General features: G+C 69.9%; 16 protein-coding genes. 11 read left to right on the top strand and 5 right to left on the bottom strand.

All coding sequences use genetic code 11. The features are described 5' to 3' along the window. Positions 1–141 precede the first annotated feature (141 nt). The 4 genes from DEJ03_RS14900 (at position 142) to DEJ03_RS14885 (ending at position 5,457) form a co-directional block, all read left to right on the top strand. Positions 142–2,148 carry a glycoside hydrolase family 127 protein gene (locus tag DEJ03_RS14900; RefSeq protein ID WP_110865211.1) on the top strand — a complete coding sequence of 669 codons (2,007 nt, stop codon included), beginning with the start codon at positions 142–144 and terminating at the stop codon, positions 2,146–2,148. Positions 2,149–2,153: 5 nt separating this feature from the next. Further along, positions 2,154–3,461, top strand: coding sequence for a sugar ABC transporter substrate-binding protein (locus DEJ03_RS14895; protein ID WP_258370852.1), 1,308 nt, complete (start codon positions 2,154–2,156; stop codon positions 3,459–3,461). A gap of 69 nt (positions 3,462–3,530) precedes the next feature. Then, positions 3,531–4,499, top strand: a complete 969-nt coding sequence (locus DEJ03_RS14890) for a carbohydrate ABC transporter permease (protein ID WP_071247863.1) — start codon at positions 3,531–3,533, stop codon at positions 4,497–4,499. A 4-nt stretch (positions 4,500–4,503) separates the two neighbouring features. Then, positions 4,504–5,457, top strand: a complete 954-nt coding sequence (locus DEJ03_RS14885) for a carbohydrate ABC transporter permease (protein WP_110865209.1) — start codon at positions 4,504–4,506, stop codon at positions 5,455–5,457. A gap of 252 nt (positions 5,458–5,709) precedes the next feature. Here the strand turns inward: DEJ03_RS14885 and DEJ03_RS14880 are convergent, their stop codons facing one another. Then, positions 5,710–6,759 (bottom strand): substrate-binding domain-containing protein, encoded by a 1,050-nt coding sequence (locus tag DEJ03_RS14880; RefSeq protein ID WP_110865208.1) that lies wholly within the window; start codon positions 6,757–6,759, stop codon positions 5,710–5,712. Between the two features lie 180 nt (positions 6,760–6,939). Here DEJ03_RS14880 and chvE point away from each other — a divergent pair, with 180 nt between their 5' ends. From chvE to mmsB, 3 genes are all read left to right on the top strand, one after another. Next, positions 6,940–8,070, top strand: coding sequence for a multiple monosaccharide ABC transporter substrate-binding protein (chvE, locus tag DEJ03_RS14875; protein WP_110865207.1), 1,131 nt, complete (start codon positions 6,940–6,942; stop codon positions 8,068–8,070). 102 nt (positions 8,071–8,172) lie between these two features. Further along, entirely contained in the window at positions 8,173–9,726 is a 1,554-nt protein-coding gene (mmsA, locus tag DEJ03_RS14870; RefSeq protein WP_027466161.1) for a multiple monosaccharide ABC transporter ATP-binding protein, read from the top strand. Next, on the top strand, positions 9,713–10,894 hold the full coding sequence (gene mmsB, locus DEJ03_RS14865; RefSeq protein ID WP_027466160.1) for a multiple monosaccharide ABC transporter permease: 1,182 nt from the start codon (positions 9,713–9,715) through the stop codon (positions 10,892–10,894). Before mmsA ends, mmsB begins: the two co-directional genes overlap by 14 nt. A gap of 99 nt (positions 10,895–10,993) precedes the next feature. On the opposite strand, the gene DEJ03_RS14860 is transcribed toward mmsB, so the two are convergent. Continuing rightward, positions 10,994–12,334, bottom strand: a complete 1,341-nt coding sequence (locus tag DEJ03_RS14860) for an alpha-amylase family glycosyl hydrolase (RefSeq protein ID WP_258370850.1) — start codon at positions 12,332–12,334, stop codon at positions 10,994–10,996. Between the two features lie 81 nt (positions 12,335–12,415). Here DEJ03_RS14860 and DEJ03_RS14855 point away from each other — a divergent pair, with 81 nt between their 5' ends. Beyond that, on the top strand, positions 12,416–12,814 hold the full coding sequence (locus DEJ03_RS14855) for a DUF3253 domain-containing protein (RefSeq protein WP_110865206.1): 399 nt from the start codon (positions 12,416–12,418) through the stop codon (positions 12,812–12,814). 37 nt (positions 12,815–12,851) lie between these two features. After that, the gene (locus DEJ03_RS14850) at positions 12,852–13,952 is read left to right on the top strand and encodes an SDR family oxidoreductase (protein ID WP_110865205.1); all 1,101 of its coding nucleotides are present in this window, start codon (positions 12,852–12,854) and stop codon (positions 13,950–13,952) included. A gap of 15 nt (positions 13,953–13,967) precedes the next feature. On the opposite strand, the gene DEJ03_RS14845 is transcribed toward DEJ03_RS14850, so the two are convergent. Next, positions 13,968–15,041, bottom strand: a complete 1,074-nt coding sequence (locus DEJ03_RS14845) for a spore photoproduct lyase family protein (RefSeq protein WP_110865204.1) — start codon at positions 15,039–15,041, stop codon at positions 13,968–13,970. A 44-nt stretch (positions 15,042–15,085) separates the two neighbouring features. On the opposite strand from DEJ03_RS14845, the gene DEJ03_RS14840 reads away from it, so the two are divergent. Both DEJ03_RS14840 and DEJ03_RS14835 read left to right on the top strand, forming a co-directional pair. Continuing rightward, positions 15,086–15,385, top strand: a complete 300-nt coding sequence (locus tag DEJ03_RS14840; protein WP_110865203.1) for a biopolymer transporter Tol — start codon at positions 15,086–15,088, stop codon at positions 15,383–15,385. Beyond that, positions 15,382–15,846 carry a hypothetical protein gene (locus tag DEJ03_RS14835; RefSeq protein ID WP_110865202.1) on the top strand — a complete coding sequence of 155 codons (465 nt, stop codon included), beginning with the start codon at positions 15,382–15,384 and terminating at the stop codon, positions 15,844–15,846. The genes DEJ03_RS14840 and DEJ03_RS14835 overlap by 4 nt, the downstream gene beginning before the upstream one ends. A 103-nt stretch (positions 15,847–15,949) precedes the next feature. Here the strand turns inward: DEJ03_RS14835 and DEJ03_RS14830 are convergent, their stop codons facing one another. Both DEJ03_RS14830 and DEJ03_RS14825 read right to left on the bottom strand, forming a co-directional pair. After that, positions 15,950–17,779 carry a beta-galactosidase family protein gene (locus tag DEJ03_RS14830; protein WP_110865201.1) on the bottom strand — a complete coding sequence of 610 codons (1,830 nt, stop codon included), beginning with the start codon at positions 17,777–17,779 and terminating at the stop codon, positions 15,950–15,952. Between the two features lie 121 nt (positions 17,780–17,900). After that, entirely contained in the window at positions 17,901–19,235 is a 1,335-nt protein-coding gene (locus DEJ03_RS14825) for a sugar ABC transporter substrate-binding protein (protein ID WP_181422745.1), read from the bottom strand. Between the last annotated feature and the right edge of the window lie 63 nt (positions 19,236–19,298).

Below are 19,298 nucleotides of genomic sequence, written 5' to 3'. Positions count from 1 at the left end.
GGGCGTGCCGATGACCTTACACAAAACCGCCGGAATGCTCTTGCGCGACGTGCGCCCCGTGTCGTAGCGTCCACCGCAGAAACCGTTTTCCGGATGGCCAGCTCCATCCGGACGGTGCCAGTCACATCGCAAGGAGGCGACATGACCACCACGCTCGCGACCGATTGCGGCGCACACACCGCGACCCCGGTCCTCCCGACCGCCGACGCACGCCTGACGCTCCGGCCGCTGCCGACCGGCGACGCCCGGATCACCGGCGGCTTCTGGGCGCTCCGCCAGGAGCGCAACGGCCGCGACGCCGTCCGCAGCGGCTACCAGCAGCTCGAGACGGCCGGCAACTTCCGCAACCTCCGCATCGCCGCGGGACTCGAGGAGGGCGAGGCCGTCGGCCCGATCTTCATGGACTCGGACGTGACGAAGTGGCTCGAGGCCGTGGCGTGGGAGTACGGTCGCGCCCCTGCCGAGGACCTGCTCGACCTGCAGCGCGAAGTCACCGCCCTGTACGCCCGGGCGCAGGCAGAGGACGGGTACCTGGACTCCGTCCAGCAGGTCCGTGGGAAGGGCGAGCGGTACACGGACCTCAAGTGGAGTCACGAGATGTACTGCGCCGGGCACCTGTACCAGGCGGCCGTGGCCCAGCACCGTGCGACGGGCGACACCGGGCTGCTCGACGTCGCGATCAAGAACGCCGACCACCTGGTCCGCACGTTCGGCGACGGCACCGCACCGGACGGCACGCCGAAGACGCGCGACGTCGACGGCCACCCCGTCGTCGAGATGGGCCTGGTCGAGCTGTACCGCGAGACCGGCAACCGTGACTACCTCGACCTGGCGCACTGGTTCGTCGACGCCCGCGGGCACGGCATCATCGAGCGCGCCGGCGGCGAGCCGACGTACTTCTCCGACCGGGTGCCGAGCAGGCAGGCCACGACCGTCGAGGGCCACGCCGTGCGCGCCGTGTACCTGGCTGCGGGTGCCGTGGACGTCGCGATCGAGACCGGGGACACCGAGCTCCTCACCGCGAGCGAGCGCCAGTTCGCGGACATGATGGCGACGAAGGCCTTCATCACCGGCGGACTCGGGGCCCGCTGGGACTGGGAGGCGTTCGGCGACCCGTACGAGCTGCCGACCGACCGCGGCTACGCCGAGACCTGCGCGGCCATCGGCGGGGTGCAGTGGGCCTGGCGGCTGCTGCTCGCGACCGGCAAGCCGGTCTACGCCGACGCGATCGAGCGCCTGCTCTACAACGCGTTCCTCGCCGGGGTGAGCCTGGCCGGCACCGAGTACTTCTACGTGAACCCGCTGCAGCAGCGCGACCACGCCCACCAGGACGAGAACCGCTCCCCCGCCCACGGGCGCCGCGGCTGGTTCGACTGCGCCTGCTGCCCGCCGAACATCATGCGCACCTTCGCGAGCCTCGACGGCTACCTGGCGACCGCGACCGACGGCGGGCTGCAGGTCCACCAGTACGCCACCGCCGACCTCGGTCCGGTGCGGGTCGAGACCGACTACCCGCACGAGGGCCGCGTCCGCGTCACGGTCACCGAGGACGGCCCGCTCGCCCTGGGTCTGCGGATCCCGACCTGGTCGGACACCACGACCGTCACGGGTCCGGACGGGTCCGCGAGCCCGACAGCGGGCACGCTGCACGTCGTCGACCGCGAGTGGTCGGCGGGCGACACCGTCGAGCTCGTCTTCGACACGACCCCGCACCGCTACGTCGCCGACGCCCGCATCGACGCCGCCCGCGGGCAGGTCGCGATCGAGCGTGGCCCGCTCGTGTACGCGGTCGAGCAGGCGGACCAGCAGGGCTTCACGGTCGACGACCTGACGGTCGACGCGGACGCGCCGATCACCGAGGAGCGCCGCGACGACCTGCTCGACGGCGTCGTCACGCTGCGGATCCCGGGGCACGCCCCGGCCGAGCACGTGCAGCCCGCCTGGCCGTACCAGCGGCTGGACGCGACCCGGTCTGGAGGCGCGGATCACGCCGGAGACGCGATCAACGTCGACGACGTGGCCGGTCCGCAGGGCGCCACCACGGGCCTCCAGGCCGGTCGCGACGTCACCGCGATCGCCGTCCCGTACTACGCGTGGGCCAACCGGGGAGCCGCGCCGATGCGCGTCTGGCTCCCGCTGGCGCGGTGACCGGCGTGGACCGCCGAGCGTTCCTCGTCGGCGGCGTCGCCGGCGGGGCAGCCCTCGCCCTGGCCGGGTGCTCCGGCACCCTGCCGAAGGTCGTCGCGAAGCCCGCGAGCTTCGGGAAGAACGCGACCGGCACCGTGCAGGTGTGGTGCCGGTCGGCGACCCAGGCCGGCCTGACGTCGGCCGTCGCCGGGTTCAACAAGGCGAACCCGGCGCTGCAGGTCCAGCTGACGCCCGTGCCGGACGCGCAGTACGTGACCAAGCTCGCGACCGCGATCCGCGGGGGTGAGCCGCCGGACGTCGTCGACATCGACGACATCAACTCGCAGCTGTTCATCTTCCGCGAGGCGTTCGCCGACCTGACCGACGTGGTCAAGAGCCTGGACTACTTCGACGCGATCTCGCCGGGACACCTGCGCCTGCTCGAGTACCGCGACCGCTACTACGGCCTGCCCTACCTGGCCGACAACTCGCAGCTGTTCGTGAACACCGAGCTGTTCGAGCGTGCGGGCCTCGACGTCGAGGAGTCGACGAAGGACCTGTCCACGCTGCTCGACGCGGCGAAGGCCATCCGGAAGCTCGACGACGACGTGTACGGCTGGTCGATCTCCGGCAACGCCGCCGGCATCATCGGCTTCGTCACGCAGCCGCACGTCTGGGCGACCGGCGTCGACATGATGACCGGCGAGGTGGGCTCCCAGCGGCCGAACATCACCGGCAACGAGGCCCTCGAACGCATGCTCGAGTTCTACCGGCAGCTGTGGAAGGACGGCGTGCTGTCGAAGGCGACGTACTCCGACGCCGGTACCACGTGGGGTGCCGACTTCCGGGCCGGCAAGGTGGGGATCTTCCCGACCTCGTACGGGGCGACCGTGCCCGCGGCCACCAAGGCGATGCGCGCGAAGATGCAGACGGTGCTCATCCCGTCGTGGGACGGCCAGCGGTCGTTCTTCGACGGCGGCGACAACATGTGCATCCCGAACGGGGCGGCGAACCCGTCCGGTGGGTGGGCGTTCATGCAGTACGCGAACGGCCTCCAGCAGCAGCAGGCGCTGCCGGACGGCGGGTACTTCCCGACGCGGTCCGACGCCGCCACCCCGGAGTACCGCAAGCGGTTCCCACTGGCGTACGGGCCGCTCGACGCCATCGACAAGGGCTACGCACCGCAGACGCTGGCGTACAACCTGCTCAACAACCAGCCGTCGTCGCCGTACTTCGCGATGTTCCGGGAGGCCGTGTTCGGGTCGGGGAGCGCTGCCGCCATGCGGACGGCGCAGTCCGACTACCAGCGGATCCTCGACCAGGTGCAGGCCTGAGCCTGCCTGCCTGTCTTCTCCGCTCGTCCCGCTCGTCTCGCTCTTGTTGATGCACAGAGAGGTGCACGCATGTCGACCATCTCCACCCGGCGCCCCGCCGGCCGGACCGGCCCGGGCCGTCCCACCGTGGGCCGCGGCCCGGGGCGCGGCGGCTCCGTCCGGACCCGCAACTCGCTCACCCACCCGCCGCGCACCGGCGCCGTCCTCGTCGCCCCGGCGATCCTGTTCGTCGCCGTCTTCGTGCTCGTGCCGCTCGTGTTCGCGCTCTACATCTCGTTCACGAACTGGCCCCTGATCGGCCCGTACCGGTTCATCGGGCTGCAGAACTACCTGACGCTGTTCCAGGACCCGACGTTCGTGCACGCGATCGGCTACACGCTGCTGTACACGGCGATCGTGACCCTGCCGATCCTGGCGCTCGGGTACTTCCTCGCCGTGCTCGTCCGGGCCCGTCGCCGTGGCAGCACGATCCTGCGGACGGTGTTCTTCCTGCCGTACGTGGTCGGGCTGACGACGCTCTCGTTCATGCTCGTGCTCGAGGCGCAGCCGAACTCGGGGGCCGTCAACATGGTGCTCCGCTGGCTCGGGATCACCGACGGCAGCACCGCGTGGCTCGTGAACGGTCCGCTGGCGACGCTGCTCATCTGCGTGCTCGTGGTCTGGGCGGTGTCCGGACTGACCATGGTGCTGCTCATGTCGGCGATGCAGGGCGTCCCCGACGAGGTCTACGAGTCGGCGCAGCTCGAGGGGGCCTCCTGGTGGCAGACCGAACGCCTCATCACGTTCCCGATGATCCGCTCCACCGTCGCGCTGAGCGTCATCATCTCGGTGATCGGATCGCTGCTCGCCTTCAACCAGTTCTACATCCTGACCCAGGGCGGACCGGGCACCGAGACCACCACGATCGTGAACGCGATCTACAACCGCGGGTTCGTGAACCTGCAGCTCGGAGCGGCGACCGCCCAGTCGATCGCCCTCGTCGTGGTGATCGCCGCCGTGACGGTGTTCCAGTTCTGGGCACTGCGAGAGAAGGACTGACGCCATGAGCACCACGACCTCCCGTGCGGCCCTCGCGGCGCCGGACCTGTCCACCAGGACCCTGACCACCACGGGTGACGGCCGACGTCGGCGCCACCAGCAGGGCAGCGTCCAGCACCCCCGCGACACCACCGTCAAGCGCACCCTGTACGCCATCGCCGGCATCGGTTCCGCGCTCGTGTTCGGCGTCCCGCTCATCTGGTCGATCCTGCGGGCGTTCCAGTCCGAGGCCGTCATCACGCAGGCCCCCGACCCGGCGACGTTCTTCCAGCTCGGGTGGCAGAACTTCGCCGCCGTGTTCGCCTCGTCGTCGCACCTGCTCGCCGGCGTCGTGAACTCGCTCATCGTGTCGATCGCCACGGCGGTGCTGACCGCGGTGATCGCGACCATGGCGGGCTACGGGTTCGCGCGCTTCCGGTTCCGGGGCGCCGGCCTCGTGTTCGGCCTGGTGCTGCTGACGATGATGGTGCCGTTCCAGGCCATCCTCACGCCGCTGTACCTCGAGATGAACGCCATGGGGCTGACGAACTCGCTGCTCGGGCTCGTGCTGTTCTACACGACGGTGAACCTGCCGTTCGGGGTGTTCGTGATGCGGAACGCGTTCGAGTCGATCCCCACCGAGCTCGAGGACTCGGCCTTCGTCGACGGAGCCTCGCGCTTCCGGGTCGTCGTGTCGGTGCTCCGCCCGCTGCTCCTGCCCGGGGCGGCGACCGCGGCGCTCTACGCGTTCCTGGCGTCGTGGACGGAGTTCCTCGGAGCCCTGACGTTCCTGACGAAGGACTCGCTGTACACGCTGCCGGTCGCGCTGCTCAACCTGCAGACCGGGGCGTACGGGCAGGTGTCGTACGGCAACCTCGTCGCCGGGTCGGTGGTGGCGATGATCCCGTGCATCGCGCTGTACGTCGGGTTGCAACGGTTCTACGTCGCCGGGCTGTCGTCCGGGGCGTTGAAGGGCTGACGGTCGGGTCAGCTCGGGGTCGTGCACGGCTTCGCACCGTGCGCGGCCCCTCGGTCGGTGCGGGGTTGTGCGCGGCTTCGCACCGTGCGCGGCCGCTCGGTCGGTGCGGGGTTGACCGCTCGGTGCGGGACTGTAGCGCCGCACCGAGCGATCAACCTCGCACCGGCCGCACAACGCCGCACCGTGCGCCGCGGGCCCGCGCAGGGAAGAACCTCGCACCACCCGCACACCGCCGCACGGTGCGACGGGGCGCTACGTGCTGCGCCGCACCACCAGCTCGGGCGCGAGCAGCGTCTCGTCGCGGGGCTCCCCCTCGACCAGGGCCCGCACGGTGTCGAGCACCCGCTCCCCCATCGCCCGGAAGTCCTGCCGCACGGTGGTCAGCGGCGGCGTGAAGTGCGCCGCCTCGGGGACGTCGTCGAACCCCACCACCGCGATGTCGTCGGGAACCCGCAGCCCCTCGTCGGCGAAGGCGTGCAGCACCCCGAGCGCCATCTGGTCGTTGCCCGCGAAGACGGCGTCGACCGTCCCCACGTCGATGTGCCGGGCGGCCGCGAAGCCGCTCGCCGGAGTCCAGTCGCCCTCGAGCACGACCGGTTCGAGCCCGGCGTCCTGCATGATCCGCACGTAGGTGGCGCGACGCACCTCGGACTCCTGCGACACGTGCGGCCCGGCGATGTGCACGATCCGGCGGTGTCCGCGGTCGAACAGGTGCTGCATGACGAGCGAGGTGCCGGCCGCCTGGTCGATGGCGACGGCGGCGACGCTCGGCGCGACCGGGGTCCGGACGGCGTCGCGCTGCACGGCGTTCGACACCACGACGGGCACCGTGACCGGCACGGTGAGCGAGGCGAGGGCGTCGAGCACCCGGTTGTCCGCGGCGACCAGCACGATCGCGGCGACGTCCTGCGCGAGCAGCGTGGTGAGCGCCCCGGACAGGTCGGACGGCCGCGGTTCCTCGGGCAGGGTCGACAGCAGCACGTGGTACCCGGCGGAGCGGGCGGCTCGTTCGAAGCCGATCGAGGTGCTCGACGGGCCGTACAGCGCGTCGCCGGCGGTGATGATGCCGAGCGCCTTGCTCCGCCCACCGGCGAGCGCCCGGGCGGCGGCGCGGGGCCGGTACCCGAGCTCGGTGACGGCGTCGGTGACCTGCGTCCGGAACTGCTCGCGGACGGTCGGATCGCCGTTGATCACGCGGGAGACGGTCTGGTGGGACACGCCGGCGCGTTCGGCGACGTCGAAGATCGTCGGGGCCTTCCGGCGCTTGCCGCCCCTGCCCTCGGGGGCGGTCGTGATGCTCACGTGGCCAACCGTACCGCTCGGTCCGGCCGCCGCGGCAAGATCACGAAACGGCGGTGTTGAGTTGACACCCCGTCACGGAACCCACAAGATGTGAGCGCTCACACGAGCGCATCCCACGGGGCACAGCAGCCCCGGCACCCGACCGCGTCGAGGACGACGCGAAGGAACAGAGGTACTTCGATGATGAAGCGCAGGATCATCGCGGGCGTCGCAGCCGTCGGCATCGCGATCTCGCTGGCCGCTTGCTCGGCCGGCGGCCGTGCGTCCACCGACGGTGGCGGCAGCGGCGGCGACAACAAGGGCGCCCTCGTCGGCGTCGCCATGCCCACCAAGGTCTCCGAGCGGTGGATCAAGGACGGCAACGCCGTCAAGAGCGACCTCGAGAAGGCCGGCTACAAGGTCGACCTCGAGTACGGCGACAACAAGGTCCAGCAGCAGGCCCAGCAGGTCAGCAACATGATCACCAAGGGCGCGAAGGTCCTGATCATCGCGTCGATCGACGGTGGCGCACTCTCCGACCAGCTCGACGCCGCCGCCAAGGCCGGCATCAAGGTGATCTCGTACGACCGCCTGCTCACGGGCAACAAGAACGTCGACTACTACGTGTCCTTCGACAACGAGAAGGTCGGCGTCGACCAGGCGAACAGCCTGCTCACCGGCCTGGGCGTGCTCGACGCGGACGGCAAGAAGACCGGCGAGAAGGGCCCCTTCAACATCGAGGTCTTCGCCGGCTCGCTCGACGACAACAACGCCGGGTTCTTCTTCAACGGCGCCATGAAGACGCTCAAGCCGTACCTCGAGGACGGCACGCTGAAGATCCAGTCCGGCCAGGACGAGCTGTCCCAGGCCGCGACGCAGCAGTGGGACCCGGCCACGGCCAAGGCCCGCATGCAGAACCTGATCGCGAAGTCCTACTCGGGCGGCACCACGCTCGACGGCGTGCTCTCGCCGTACGACGGCATCTCGATCGGCATCATCTCGGCGCTCCAGGGCGCCGGGTACGGCACGAGCGACCGTCCGCTCCCGACGGTCACGGGCCAGGACGCCGAGGCCGCCTCGGTCAAGTCGATCATCGCCGGCCAGCAGTACTCGACGATCTACAAGGACACGCGCAAGCTCGCCAAGCAGTCCGTCACCATGGCCGAGGACCTGCTCACCGGCAAGGACCCCGAGGTCAACGACACGAAGAGCTACGACAACAAGGTCAAGGTCGTCCCGACCTTCCTGTTCCAGCCGACGGTCGTCACGAAGGACAACTACAAGGAAGTCCTCGTGGACTCCGGGTACTACACCGAAGCCGACCTGAAGTAGTCAGGCCCATCTCACGGACCGGAGGCGCGGTGCCAGCCCGCACCGCGCCTCCAGTCCGTCTCCACCAGCGCGCGCACGCGCGCACGACGGAAAGGCGTCCACATGGCGGACACCATCCTCGAGATGCGGGACATCACCAAGACGTTCCCCGGCGTCAAGGCCCTGCAGGGCGTCTCGATCGAGGTCGAGCGCGGCCAGGTCCACGCGATCTGCGGCGAGAACGGCGCGGGCAAGTCGACGCTCATGAAGGTGCTGTCGGGTGTCTACCCGGCCGGCTCCTTCGACGGCGAGATCCTGCTCGACGGCGAACCCGTGCGGTTCGCGAACATCAACGACTCCGAGGCTGCGGGCGTCGTGATCATCCACCAGGAGCTGGCGCTCAGCCCCTTCCTGTCGATCGCCGAGAACATCTTCCTCGGCAACGAGCAGTCCAAGGGCGGCTTCATCGACTGGAACAAGACGAACCTGACGGCCGCCGAGCTGCTCAAGCGCGTCGGGCTGAAGGACAACCCCGTCACCAAGGTCGTCGACCTCGGTGTCGGCAAGCAGCAGCTCGTCGAGATCGCGAAGGCGCTCTCGAAGGAGGTGAAGCTCCTCATCCTCGACGAGCCCACCGCCGCGCTGAACGACGACGACTCCGCGCACCTGCTCGAGCTCATCCGCTCGCTGCAGGCCGAGGGGATGACGGCGATCATCATCAGCCACAAGCTCAACGAGATCAAGGCGATCGCGGACAAGGTCACGATCATCCGCGACGGCAAGACCATCGAGACGCTCGACATGCGGGCCGACGACGTGTCCGAGGACCGGATCATCCGCGGGATGGTCGGCCGTGACCTGTCGAACCGGTACCCCGAGCGCGAGAACCCCGTCATCGGCGAGGAACTGCTGCGGATCGAGGACTGGACCGTCCACCACCAGCTCGACTCGTCGCGCGAGATCATCCACCAGGCCAACCTCAACGTCCGCGCCGGCGAGGTCGTCGGCATCGCCGGGCTCATGGGCGCCGGCCGCACGGAACTCGCGATGAGCGTCTTCGGGCAGTCCTACGGCACCGGCATCAGCGGCACCGTCTACAAGCGCGGCACCCCGATCAAGACGCACACCGTCTCGCAGGCGATCGACAACGGCATCGCCTACGTCACCGAGGACCGCAAGCGGTACGGCCTGAACCTGATCGACGACATCAAGCGGAACATCTCCGGGTCGGCACTCGGCAAGCTCGCCAACTGGGGCTTCGTGAACTCCTCGGAGGAGACCACCGTCGCGACCCAGTTCCTCAAGAGCCTCAACATCAAGGCGCCGAACGTCGACGTCGTGACGGGGAAGCTCTCCGGCGGGAACCAGCAGAAGGTCGTCCTGTCGAAGTGGATGTACGCCGACCCCGACGTGCTCATCCTCGACGAGCCGACCCGCGGCATCGACGTCGGCGCGAAGTACGAGATCTACACGATCATCAACCAGCTCGCCGACCAGGGGAAGGCGGTCATCGTGATCTCCTCCGAGCTCCCCGAACTGCTCGGTATCTGCGACCGCATCTACACCCTCTCCGAGGGCACCATCACGGCCGACGTCCCGCGCGCCGAGGCGACGCCCGAGGTCCTCATGCAGTACATGACCCAGGAACGGGAGACCCCTGTCAATGAACGCGCTTAAGTCCGCCGTCGGCTACCTCACCGGGCAGCTCCGACAGATCGGCCTGTTCATCGCGCTGATCGTCATCGTCATCTTCTTCCAGGTGACCACGAACGGCATCACGCTGGCCCCGATCAACGTCTCGAACCTGATCGTCCAGAACAGCTACATCCTCATCCTGGCCATCGGCATGGTCATGGTCATCATCGCCGGACACATCGACCTGTCGGTCGGGTCGGTGGTCGCCTTCACCGGTGCCATGGCCGGCGTGATGATCACGCAGTGGAACATCCCGTGGCCGATCGCGGTCGTGCTCTGCCTGGTGGTCGGTGCACTCGTCGGCGCCTGGCAGGGCTTCTGGATCGCCTACTTCGGGATCCCGGCGTTCATCGTGACGCTGGCGGGCATGCTCGCGTTCCGCGGCGCGGCGCAGATCGTCCTGCAGAACCAGCAGATCTCGCCGTTCCCCGCCGGCTTCCGCTCGCTCGGCTCCGGCTTCCTGCCGTCCTTCGGCACCACCGGGTACGAGCCGCTCACGATGATCCTCGGCTTCGCCGCCGCGGCCGTCATGGTGATCGCCGCGTTCCGCGGTCGCATCACGCGTCGCAAGTACCAGCTCGAGAGCGAGCCGTTCGCCTGGTTCATCGTGAAGACGGCGTTCGGCGCCGTGCTCGTGATCTACGTGGCGCTCCTGCTCGCCAGCTACAACGGCACCCCGATCGTGCTCGTCGTGCTCGGCGCCCTCGTGGTGATCTACTCGGTCGTCATGCGGAGCGCGGTGTTCGGCCGCCACATCTACGCGATCGGTGGCAACGCCCTGGCCGCGCAGCTGTCGGGTGTGAAGACGAAGCGCGTGACGTTCCTGCTCTTCGTCAACATGGGTGTCATCTCGGCCCTGGCGGGCGTGGTCTTCACCGGCCAGCTCAACCTGGCGGCACCGGGCGCGGGCAACGGCTTCGAGCTCGACGCCATCGCTGCCGTCTTCATCGGTGGCGCGGCCGTCACCGGCGGCATCGGCACCGTGCCGGGCGCCATCGTCGGTGGTCTCATCATCGGTCTGCTGAACAACGGCATGTCGATCCTCGGTGTCGGCACCGAGTTCCAGTCCCTGATCAAGGGTCTGGTGCTGCTCGCCGCCGTCGCGTTCGACGTGTTCAACAAGCGCCGGGCGGCGTCCGCGCGCAAGTAGCGCGTTCGGGCGTGCGCGCGCGTGCGCGCGTGTGCGTGCGCGTGTTCGCTTGGTGAGCAGAAACGGTCGGGTCCTCGATGGGGACCCGACCGTTTCTGCTCACGAACGCGACAGGACGGCCCAACCCCCGGCCGGGAGGCGCAGGGTCCCGTCCCCGAGATCGGCCCCGCCCGCCTCGACCTGCGTCGCGTCGGCCACGGGCACCTCGACGGGATCGTCCGACAGGTTCAGGGCGGTCACCACGGCGGCGTCCGCCGTCGCGGTCCGCAGCACCACGGCGGTGTTGGTCAGGTGCACGACGTCGGTGTGTGCGCGGTGCAGCCACGGGTTCCGGCGACGCAGGGCGATGAGCGCCTCGTACGCGTGGGTCAGGTCCGTCGGCTCCGGCACCTCGGCCAGGAACTCCGGGCGGACCGCGTCGTCGCCGCCCTCACGTTCCTCCTTCACCCCGGTCCAGCCGTACTCGTCGCCCGCGTAGACCACCGGGGTCCCCGCCACCGTGAACAGCACCGCGGCGGCATGCCCGGCGAACCGCTCCCCCACCGCACTCGCGATCCGGGTGACGTCGTGGTTGCCGACGAACGTCGTCGGGGCGAAGGTGGCCAGCAGCGCGTCGTGCCGCTCGATCGCGTGCGCGAGCTCGTGGCCGTTGCGGTCCGCGATGCCGTGCCAGATCCCCTGCCACAACTCGTACTGGGTCAGCGAGTCCATCGTCGAGTCGCGCGCGATCGCCGCCGCGTCGCCGTGGATCACCTCGCCGCTGAACCAGGCGTCCGGGAACCGCTCCCGCACCCGCGGCAGCACCCGCGCCCAGAACGCTGGCGGCACCGCGTACGCCGCGTCGAGCCGCCAACCGTCGACGCCGCGGCCCAGCCAGTGCGTCATCACCTCCACCACGAGGTCCTCGGTGGCGCGACTGTCGTGGTCGAGCGCGACGAGGATGTCGTGGCCCTCGAACAGCCCGACGGGCACGGGCTGCCCCGGCTGCCACCCGGACCAGTCGATGGCGAACAGGTCGGCGGTCGGCGCCTCCGGGCCCCGGTCCGACAAGGCGGTGAAGGCCGGGTGCTCACGCCCGACGTGGTTGAACACCCCGTCCAGCAGCACCCGCACGCCCCGCTCGTGCCCCGCGGCGACCAGGGCGTCGAAGTCGGAGTCGTCGCCCAGGCGCGGGTCGATGCGGAAGTGGTCGACAGTGTCGTACCCGTGGGTCGAGCTCGCGAACACCGGGCCGAGCAACAGGCCGTTCAGACCGAGGTCGACGACGTGGTCGAGCCACCCGGTCAAGCGGTCGAGGCGGTGTTCGAGCGGACGCTCCCCCACCGGTGACGCAGGGCGGACCTCGGCGCCGACGAAGCCGAGCGGGTAGACGTGCCACCACATCGCGTGCTGGACCCAGGCCGGCTCGGACGGACGGGCGGGGGCGGTGTCGGGGTTCACCGCTCCGATGCTGCCAGGCGCACCTGGACCGTGTGCGTGGTCGCTGTGGACCGCCCTGCCGAGCAGGACGAGGATGGGGCCATGGGACGGGCGATCAGGACGGAAGCCGATGCGTCGGCATCGGAGTCGACACACGCCGAACGGACCTGCGCCTCGTGCGGGCGACGGATGCCGTCCTCCGCGGCGCCGGAGGCGAAGTGGTGTTCCGGAGCCTGCCGTCGACACGGCCTCGACGACACCGACCGGGCTCTGGAGCAGCGCATCGACGAACTGCTCGCGGCACGGGCGCGGACCTCGAGCATCTGCCCGTCCGAGGTCGCACGCTCACTCGACCCGGACGACTGGCGACCGCTGATGGAGCCCGCACGTCGAGCCGCCCGGCGCATGGTCGCGCGCGGCGAGGTCGAGATCACCCAGGGCGGGTCGGTCGTGGACCCGTCGACCGCCAAGGGCCCGATCCGCATCCGCCGTCCGCGGTGAGGGAACACGTGTCGTCCAACGTCGGTTGCATCGAAGGATGACTGCAACCGGATCGACCGAACAGACCTCTGCCCGCCGCGAAGCCCTGGTCGTCGGAGCCAGTGGCATCACCGGTTCCGCCCTGGTGCGCCACCTGCTCGACCTGGGCTGGGACGTGACGGCGCTCTCCCGCCGACCGCTCGCCGAACAGGGTGTCCGGACCGTCGCGGCCGACCTGCGCGACCCCGAGAGCCTGGCGGCCGCACTCGCCGACGAACGCCCGACGCACGTCTTCTTCACCGCGTGGCAGCGGCAGGACACCGAGGCGGAGAACATCCGCGTCAACGGCGGCATGGTCCGCGACCTGCTCGCGGCGCTGTCGCACGCTCCGCTCGAGCACGTCGCCCTGGTCACCGGCCTGAAGCACTACCTCGGCCCGTTCGAGGCGTACGCCGCCGGCGAGATGCCCGACACCCCCTTCCACGAGGAGGAACCGCGCCTCGACACCCCGAACTTCTACTACGCGCAGGAGGACGAGCTCTTCGCCGCAGCCGAGCGCCAGGGGTTCACCTGGTCCGTGCACCGCTCGCACACCGTGATCGGGCACGCGGTCGGCAACGCCATGAACATGGGCCTCACACTCGCCGTGCAGGCCACGCTGGCGAAGGAACTCGACCTGGACTTCGTGTTCCCGGGAAGCGAGGCCCAGTGGAACGGCCTGACCGACATGACCGACGCCGGCATCCTCGCCGAGCACATGGTGTGGGCCTCGACGTCACCCGAGGGTGCGGACGAGCCGTTCAACATCGTCAACGGTGACGTCTTCCGGTGGCGCTGGATGTGGCCGCGCCTGGCCGCGCACCTCGGTGTCGACCCCACGCGCGTCGTGGGCTACGAGGACGCTCCGCGACCGCTCGAGGAGCAGATGGCGCCGTACGAGTCCGAGTGGGCCGGCATCGCCGAGCGCCACGGTCTCGCCGAGGCCGACATCACCCGGCTCGCCTCGTGGTGGCACACCGACGCCGACCTCGGTCGTGCGATGGAGGTCGTCACCGACATGGGGAAGAGCCGCGACGCCGGGTTCACGGCGTTCCGCCGGACCGAGCAGGCCTTCGCGGACCTGTTCGCCCGGTACCGGGCCGACCGCCTCATCCCCTGATCCGTCGGGGGCCGGTCAGAAGGCGTACCGGATCCGGCAGGACGGCAGGTGCTCGGCCACGAGTTCGCGGAAGCGCTCGACGAGCTGCCCCTTCATGCCGGACCGGTAGCGCACGTTCACGGCACCGTTCTGGGACACCTTCTGCTCCTGCAGGTCCGGACGCCACAGCAGGTCCTCGGCCTTGGGGTGCCACCCGAGGTTGATCTCGTGCAGGGGCTGGTTGTGGGTCAGGAAGATCACCTCGGCCGCGAGCTGCGCCTTGGCGGCCGGGGACAGCACGTCGTCGACCTGCCGGAGCATCTCGGCCCAGTCCGACTCCCACGTCGGCGTGAGGATGACCGGCGAGAAGTTCAGGTGGACCTCGTACCCGGCGTCGACGAAGTCGTTCACCGCGGCGATGCGCTCGGCGATCGGGCTCGTACGGATGTCGGTGACCTTCGCGGTCTCGTGCGGCATCAGCGAGAAACGGATCCGGGTCCGACCCATCGGGTCCCAGTCGAGCAGGTCGCGGTTGACGTACTTCGTGGCGAACGAGGCCTTGGCCGTCGGGGTCATCCGGAACAGGTCGCAAAGGTCGCGGACGTTGTCGCTGATCATCGCGTCGACCGAGCAGTCGCTGTTCTCGCCGATGTCGTAGACCCAGGCTTCCGGGTCGCACTGGTTCGGTTCGGTCTTCGGCCCCTGCTTGGCGATGTTCCGCGCCACGTGCTTGGTGATCTGGTCGATGTTCGCGAACACCGTCACCGGGTTGCTGTAGCCCTTGCGCCGCGGTACGTAGCAGTAGGCGCACGCCATCGCGCAGCCGTTCGCGGTGGACGGTGCGATGAAGTCGGCGGAGCGACCGTTCGGCCGGGTCACCAGCGACTTCTTCACACCGAGCACGAGCGCCTCGGTCTTGATCCGCACCCAGCGCTGGACGTTCCGTTCGTCGCCGTGCACCTCGGGGATGTTCCAGTGCGACTCGACCGGGACGATCTCGGCGTCAGGCCAGCGCCCGACGATCTCCTGCCCACGCTGCAGTTCGAGGGCGGCCGGCTCGGCGTAGATGCGCCGGACGTCGAGCATCGGGCGGACGCGTTCGTGGCTCATCGACTCCTGTCTACCCGGCACCACCGACGGTGCAGACTCGCACCATGACCGCCGAACCCGACGACCACTTCTTCGTCGTGGACGGCCGACGCTGGCGCCGCACCGACCCCGCCCTGCCCGAGGAACTCGCCGCCGCGCTCCGCTCCCACCTGGGGCGCGGGCGCAACGCTGTGAAGACCGCGAAGCGCGCGGGCGATGACGAGGCCCTGGCGGCGGCGCGGCACCGGAACGGCCTGGCCAAGCACGGGCTGGGCGAACGCGGCCCCGAGTGGTGGACCCGCCCCGAGGCCGACCGGATCGCCGATGCCGAGCAGGCCCTCGCCGACCTGGACGCTCTGCCGTGACGACGATCCGTCCACCGCGCCCGGATCGCATCCTGAACCTCATCGTGTTCGGCCCGGTGATGATCGGGACGGGAGTCGTACTCGCGGGCGTGGCCTTCGTGCCCGGAGCATCGGCGCGGGTGTTCGTCTTCGTCCTCGGTGTCGCCTTCATCGCCGGCGGGACCTGGGCCACGGCCAGGCTCCGACGCGTCGCCGTGCACCTGTGCGACGACACCCTCCGGTACTCCGGCTTCCTCTCGTCCTGGACCGCCCCGCGTGCGGGGATCACCGCGGTGCTCGACGACGCGTTCGTCGAGTGGCGCGACGATCACGGGGCCGAACACCGACGGCAGATCTGGCTGCTGACCCGGGCACGGGAGGACGACGGCACGAAGTTCGCTCCGCTCTGGCGGTGGCGACGCGAGGCACTCCTCGAAGTTCGAGCGTGGGCGGCGGCTCGCGAGGTCCGAAACGTCCCATGACGCCCGCGATGGAAAGCAGAATCGGGCGTACCTGGTCGAAACTTCCGACCAGGGACGCCCGATTCGACCAGGGACGCCCGATTCGACCAGGCCGCGCGCGCGACTAGGCCTCGGTGTGACCCAGGTCGGGCTCGACGAGCAGGCACGCGGTGCGGGACGCGGCGGCGTGCAGTTCGAGCACGACGAGCTCGTTGCGACCGTGGCGGAGCACCGGCCCCGGGATCGCCAGGGTCTGCTGCGGGCCTCGCGACCAGTACCGACCGAGGCAGAACCCGTTGACCCAGGCGACGCCCTTCCGGAACCCGTCGAGCGACAGGTACCGGTCGTCCACGGTGTCCAGGTCGAACGAGCCAGCTGCGAACGTCGGCCCGGCGAGCACGTCGCCGCCGGTCGGAGCGACCTCGGACAGCGCGCTCACGGCGTCCGGCGCGATGGGGTCGAGGGCGAGCGGCGACGCCGTCCAGCGGGCCACCGGGACACCGTCGATCGAGACGCCGCCGATCAGGCCCTTCGGCTCGCCGATGCGGACGCCGTAGTCGACGCGGCCCTGGTCCTCGACGAGGAGCTCGAGCGTGCCGGTCACCGGCGGCAGGGTGATGGCGCGGTCGTGGTGCTCGCGCTCCAGGACCCCGACCACGACACCGTCGGCCGACACGATCGCTCGGTCTCGCACCTCGGTGCCGACGGTCAGCACCCCTCCGGCGGGCAGGTCGACCTCGGCGCGGTAGGCGACGAAGCCGCTCGCGGCTCCGAGGGCGTCGAAGGTCGGCGGCTCGTCGTGCGCGGACCACGCCGTGAGCGTGGGCAGCAGGGAACGGAGCGACGCGACGCGGTCCAGACGGACGGCGAGGTCCGTGGCGGGGGTGATCCGGGCCTCCAGGCCGTCGCCGGACGCGACCACGGGACCGAGGCGACCCGACCCACCAGGCTCCATCGTCGCGGGCAGCGGCGGGACGGGCGCGTAGCGCGCGATCACCGCGCGGAAGGCGTGGAACTTCGACGTCGGCCGGCCGGCCTCGTCGAGCGGGGCGTCGTAGTCGTACGACGTCGCGATCGGGCGGTAGACGCCCTTGTCGTTCGCGCCGTTCGTGAAGCCGAAGTTCGTGCCGCCGTGGAACATGTAGATGTTCACCGAGCCGCCGGCGGCGAGGAGGACGTCGAGGTCCTCGGCGCTGGCGGACGCCGGCGTGGTGTGGTGGTGCTCGCCCCAGCTGTCGAACCAGCCGTCCCAGAACTCCGAGCACATCAGGGGTCCGGTGGGCTGCGCCTGCCGCAGGCGCTCGAGCCGGGCGGCGGACCGTGAGCCGAACGACCCGGTCTTGTGCAGCGAGGGCAGGGAGCCGTCCTCGAGCATGGTGCCCATCGGCTGGTCGACGCTCGTGAAGGGGACGGTCAGCCCGATGTCGCGGTGCATCTGCTCGAGTGCGCGCAGGTACTCGGGGTCGGAGCCGTAGGCGCCGTACTCGTTCTCGACCTGCACCAGGACGATGGGCCCGCCCTGGTCGATCTGCCGCGGGACCAGCACGGGGGCCAGGTGCTGCAGGTACGTCTCGACCGCTGCGAGGAACCCGGGCTCGTTGCGCCGGACGCCCACCGAGCCGTCGGCGAACAACCAGTACGGCAGGCCGCCGTTCGTCCACTCGGCACAGATGTAGGGGCCGGGGCGGACGATGGCGTGCATGCCCTCGGCGGCGACGAGGTCGAGGAAGCGGCCGAGGTCCAGGCCACCCGACAGGTCGAACACCCCGGGCGACGGTGCGTGCGCGTTCCAGGCGACGTAGGTCTCGATGGTGTTGAGGCCCATCAGCTTCGCCTTGCGGATCCGGTCGGCCCACAGGTCGGGGTGGACGCGGAAGTAGTGGATCGCGCCGGAGAGGACCCGGTGCGGCTCGCCGTCGAGCAGGAAGTCGGTGTCGCCGATGGCGAAGCGCATGGTGTGGTTCTTTCGTTGCCGGCCGGGCCGGGCGTCGAGCCGGGCCGGGCGTGGAGCCGGGCCGGGCGTGGAGCGGGGCCGTGCGGACGTGTCCGCACGGCCCCGCGGGGATGCTGTCGAACTACTTCGACGAGACCGTGAAGCCCTGGTCCTTGCCGTACTTGGCGAGGGCCTTCTGCCAGGCCTGCAGGCCGGCGTCGAGCGAGGTGCCGTTCTCGTACGCCTGACCGACGGTGTCGGCGTAGACGCTGTTCGCGTAGACCTGGTACGGCAGGTAGGTGAAGTCGTTGTCCGAGGACTTCGACGCGTCGACGAGCACCTTGTTGATCTGCTGGCCGCCGAAGTACTCCGGCTTCTCGTCGAGGAACGCCGACGAGTCGAGGTCAGCGGTGGTCGACGGGAAGCCGCCGGACTCCATGAAGACCTTCGTGGACTCCTTCGAGGAGTTCAGCCACTTGAGGAAGCCGGCGGCGAGGGCCGGGTTCTTCGACTGCTTCATGACGACCTGGGCGCTGCCGCCGTTGTTCGCGGTCTGGGCGGTGCCACCGTCGTAGGTCGGCATCGGGGCGACGCGCCAGTCACCCGAGGCCTGGGCGACGCCGGACTCCAGGTTGCCGGGCATCCAGGCACCGGTGATCATCGTGGCGATCTCACCGTTGCCGAGCTGCTTGTACCAGTCGTCGGTCCAGCCGACCGTCTTCGACAGCAGGCCCTGCTCGACGAGCTCGTTCCAGGTGCTCGTCCACTTCTTGGTGCCCTCGTCCTGCAGGTTGATGGTCACCTTGTCACCGTCGGTGGTGAAGGGGGTGCCACCGGCCTGGGCGATCATGCTCGTGGTGAAGCCGGCGTCGCCGGAGTCCGCCGCGATGTAGGCCTTCGGGTCTGCCTCGTGCAGCTTCTTGGCCGCGGTGACGTACTCGTCCCACGTCTTCGGCACGGCGATGCCGTGCTTGTCGAAGACCTTCTTGTTGTAGAACAGCGCCATGGGGCCGGAGTCCTGCGGCAGGCCGTAGACCTTGCCGTCGATCGACACCGAGCTCCAGGTGCTCTTCGCGAAGTCCTTCTCGAGCGAGTCGAAGCCGTAGCTCGACAGGTCGAGCAGCGACTCGGACAGGGCGAACTGCGGCAGGGCGTAGTACTCGACCTGGGCGACGTCGGGGGCGCCCGAGCCGGCCTTGATCGTGTTCTGCAGCTTCGTGTACTGGTCGGCACCGGTGCCGGCGTTGACGAGCTTGACCTTCACCTTGGGGTACTGCTTCTCGAACGCGGCGACCTGGGCCTTCGCCGACGGGGTCCACGACCAGTAGGTCAGGGTGCCACCGTCCTGCAGGGCCTTGTCGATGTCGTCGGCCGATCCGCCGGAGCCGGAGCCGCCGGAGGCGCACGCGGCGAGGGCGATCGCGGCGGTGACGCCGATGGCGAGGGCGCTGAGGCCGCGCCGGAGACGCTTGTTCATGGGAGTGCCTTTCACTTCTTCGTGGAGGGGGTGGTGCTGCTGTGTGCCGGACCGGAGGACAGG

The organism is Curtobacterium sp. MCLR17_043 (genome assembly GCF_003224215.1).
GTDB lineage: Bacteria > Actinomycetota > Actinomycetes > Actinomycetales > Microbacteriaceae > Curtobacterium > Curtobacterium flaccumfaciens.
This window is presented reverse-complemented; position numbering and strand designations above follow the sequence as displayed.

Excerpts from the sequence above, each read along its gene's own strand:
- DEJ03_RS14900 (WP_110865211.1), top strand. The coding sequence starts at position 142 with ATGACCACCACGCTCGCGACCGATTGCGGCGCACACACCGCGACCCCG.
- DEJ03_RS14890 (WP_071247863.1), top strand. The coding sequence starts at position 3,531 with ATGTCGACCATCTCCACCCGGCGCCCCGCCGGCCGGACCGGCCCGGGC.
- DEJ03_RS14885 (WP_110865209.1), top strand. The coding sequence starts at position 4,504 with ATGAGCACCACGACCTCCCGTGCGGCCCTCGCGGCGCCGGACCTGTCC.
- chvE (WP_110865207.1), top strand. The coding sequence starts at position 6,940 with ATGATGAAGCGCAGGATCATCGCGGGCGTCGCAGCCGTCGGCATCGCG.
- mmsA (WP_027466161.1), top strand. The coding sequence starts at position 8,173 with ATGGCGGACACCATCCTCGAGATGCGGGACATCACCAAGACGTTCCCC.
- mmsB (WP_027466160.1), top strand. The coding sequence starts at position 9,713 with ATGAACGCGCTTAAGTCCGCCGTCGGCTACCTCACCGGGCAGCTCCGA.
- DEJ03_RS14855 (WP_110865206.1), top strand. The coding sequence starts at position 12,416 with ATGGGACGGGCGATCAGGACGGAAGCCGATGCGTCGGCATCGGAGTCG.
- DEJ03_RS14850 (WP_110865205.1), top strand. The coding sequence starts at position 12,852 with ATGACTGCAACCGGATCGACCGAACAGACCTCTGCCCGCCGCGAAGCC.
- DEJ03_RS14845 (WP_110865204.1), bottom strand. The coding sequence starts at position 15,041 with ATGAGCCACGAACGCGTCCGCCCGATGCTCGACGTCCGGCGCATCTAC.
- DEJ03_RS14840 (WP_110865203.1), top strand. The coding sequence starts at position 15,086 with ATGACCGCCGAACCCGACGACCACTTCTTCGTCGTGGACGGCCGACGC.
- DEJ03_RS14830 (WP_110865201.1), bottom strand. The coding sequence starts at position 17,779 with ATGCGCTTCGCCATCGGCGACACCGACTTCCTGCTCGACGGCGAGCCG.
- DEJ03_RS14825 (WP_181422745.1), bottom strand. The coding sequence starts at position 19,235 with ATGAACAAGCGTCTCCGGCGCGGCCTCAGCGCCCTCGCCATCGGCGTC.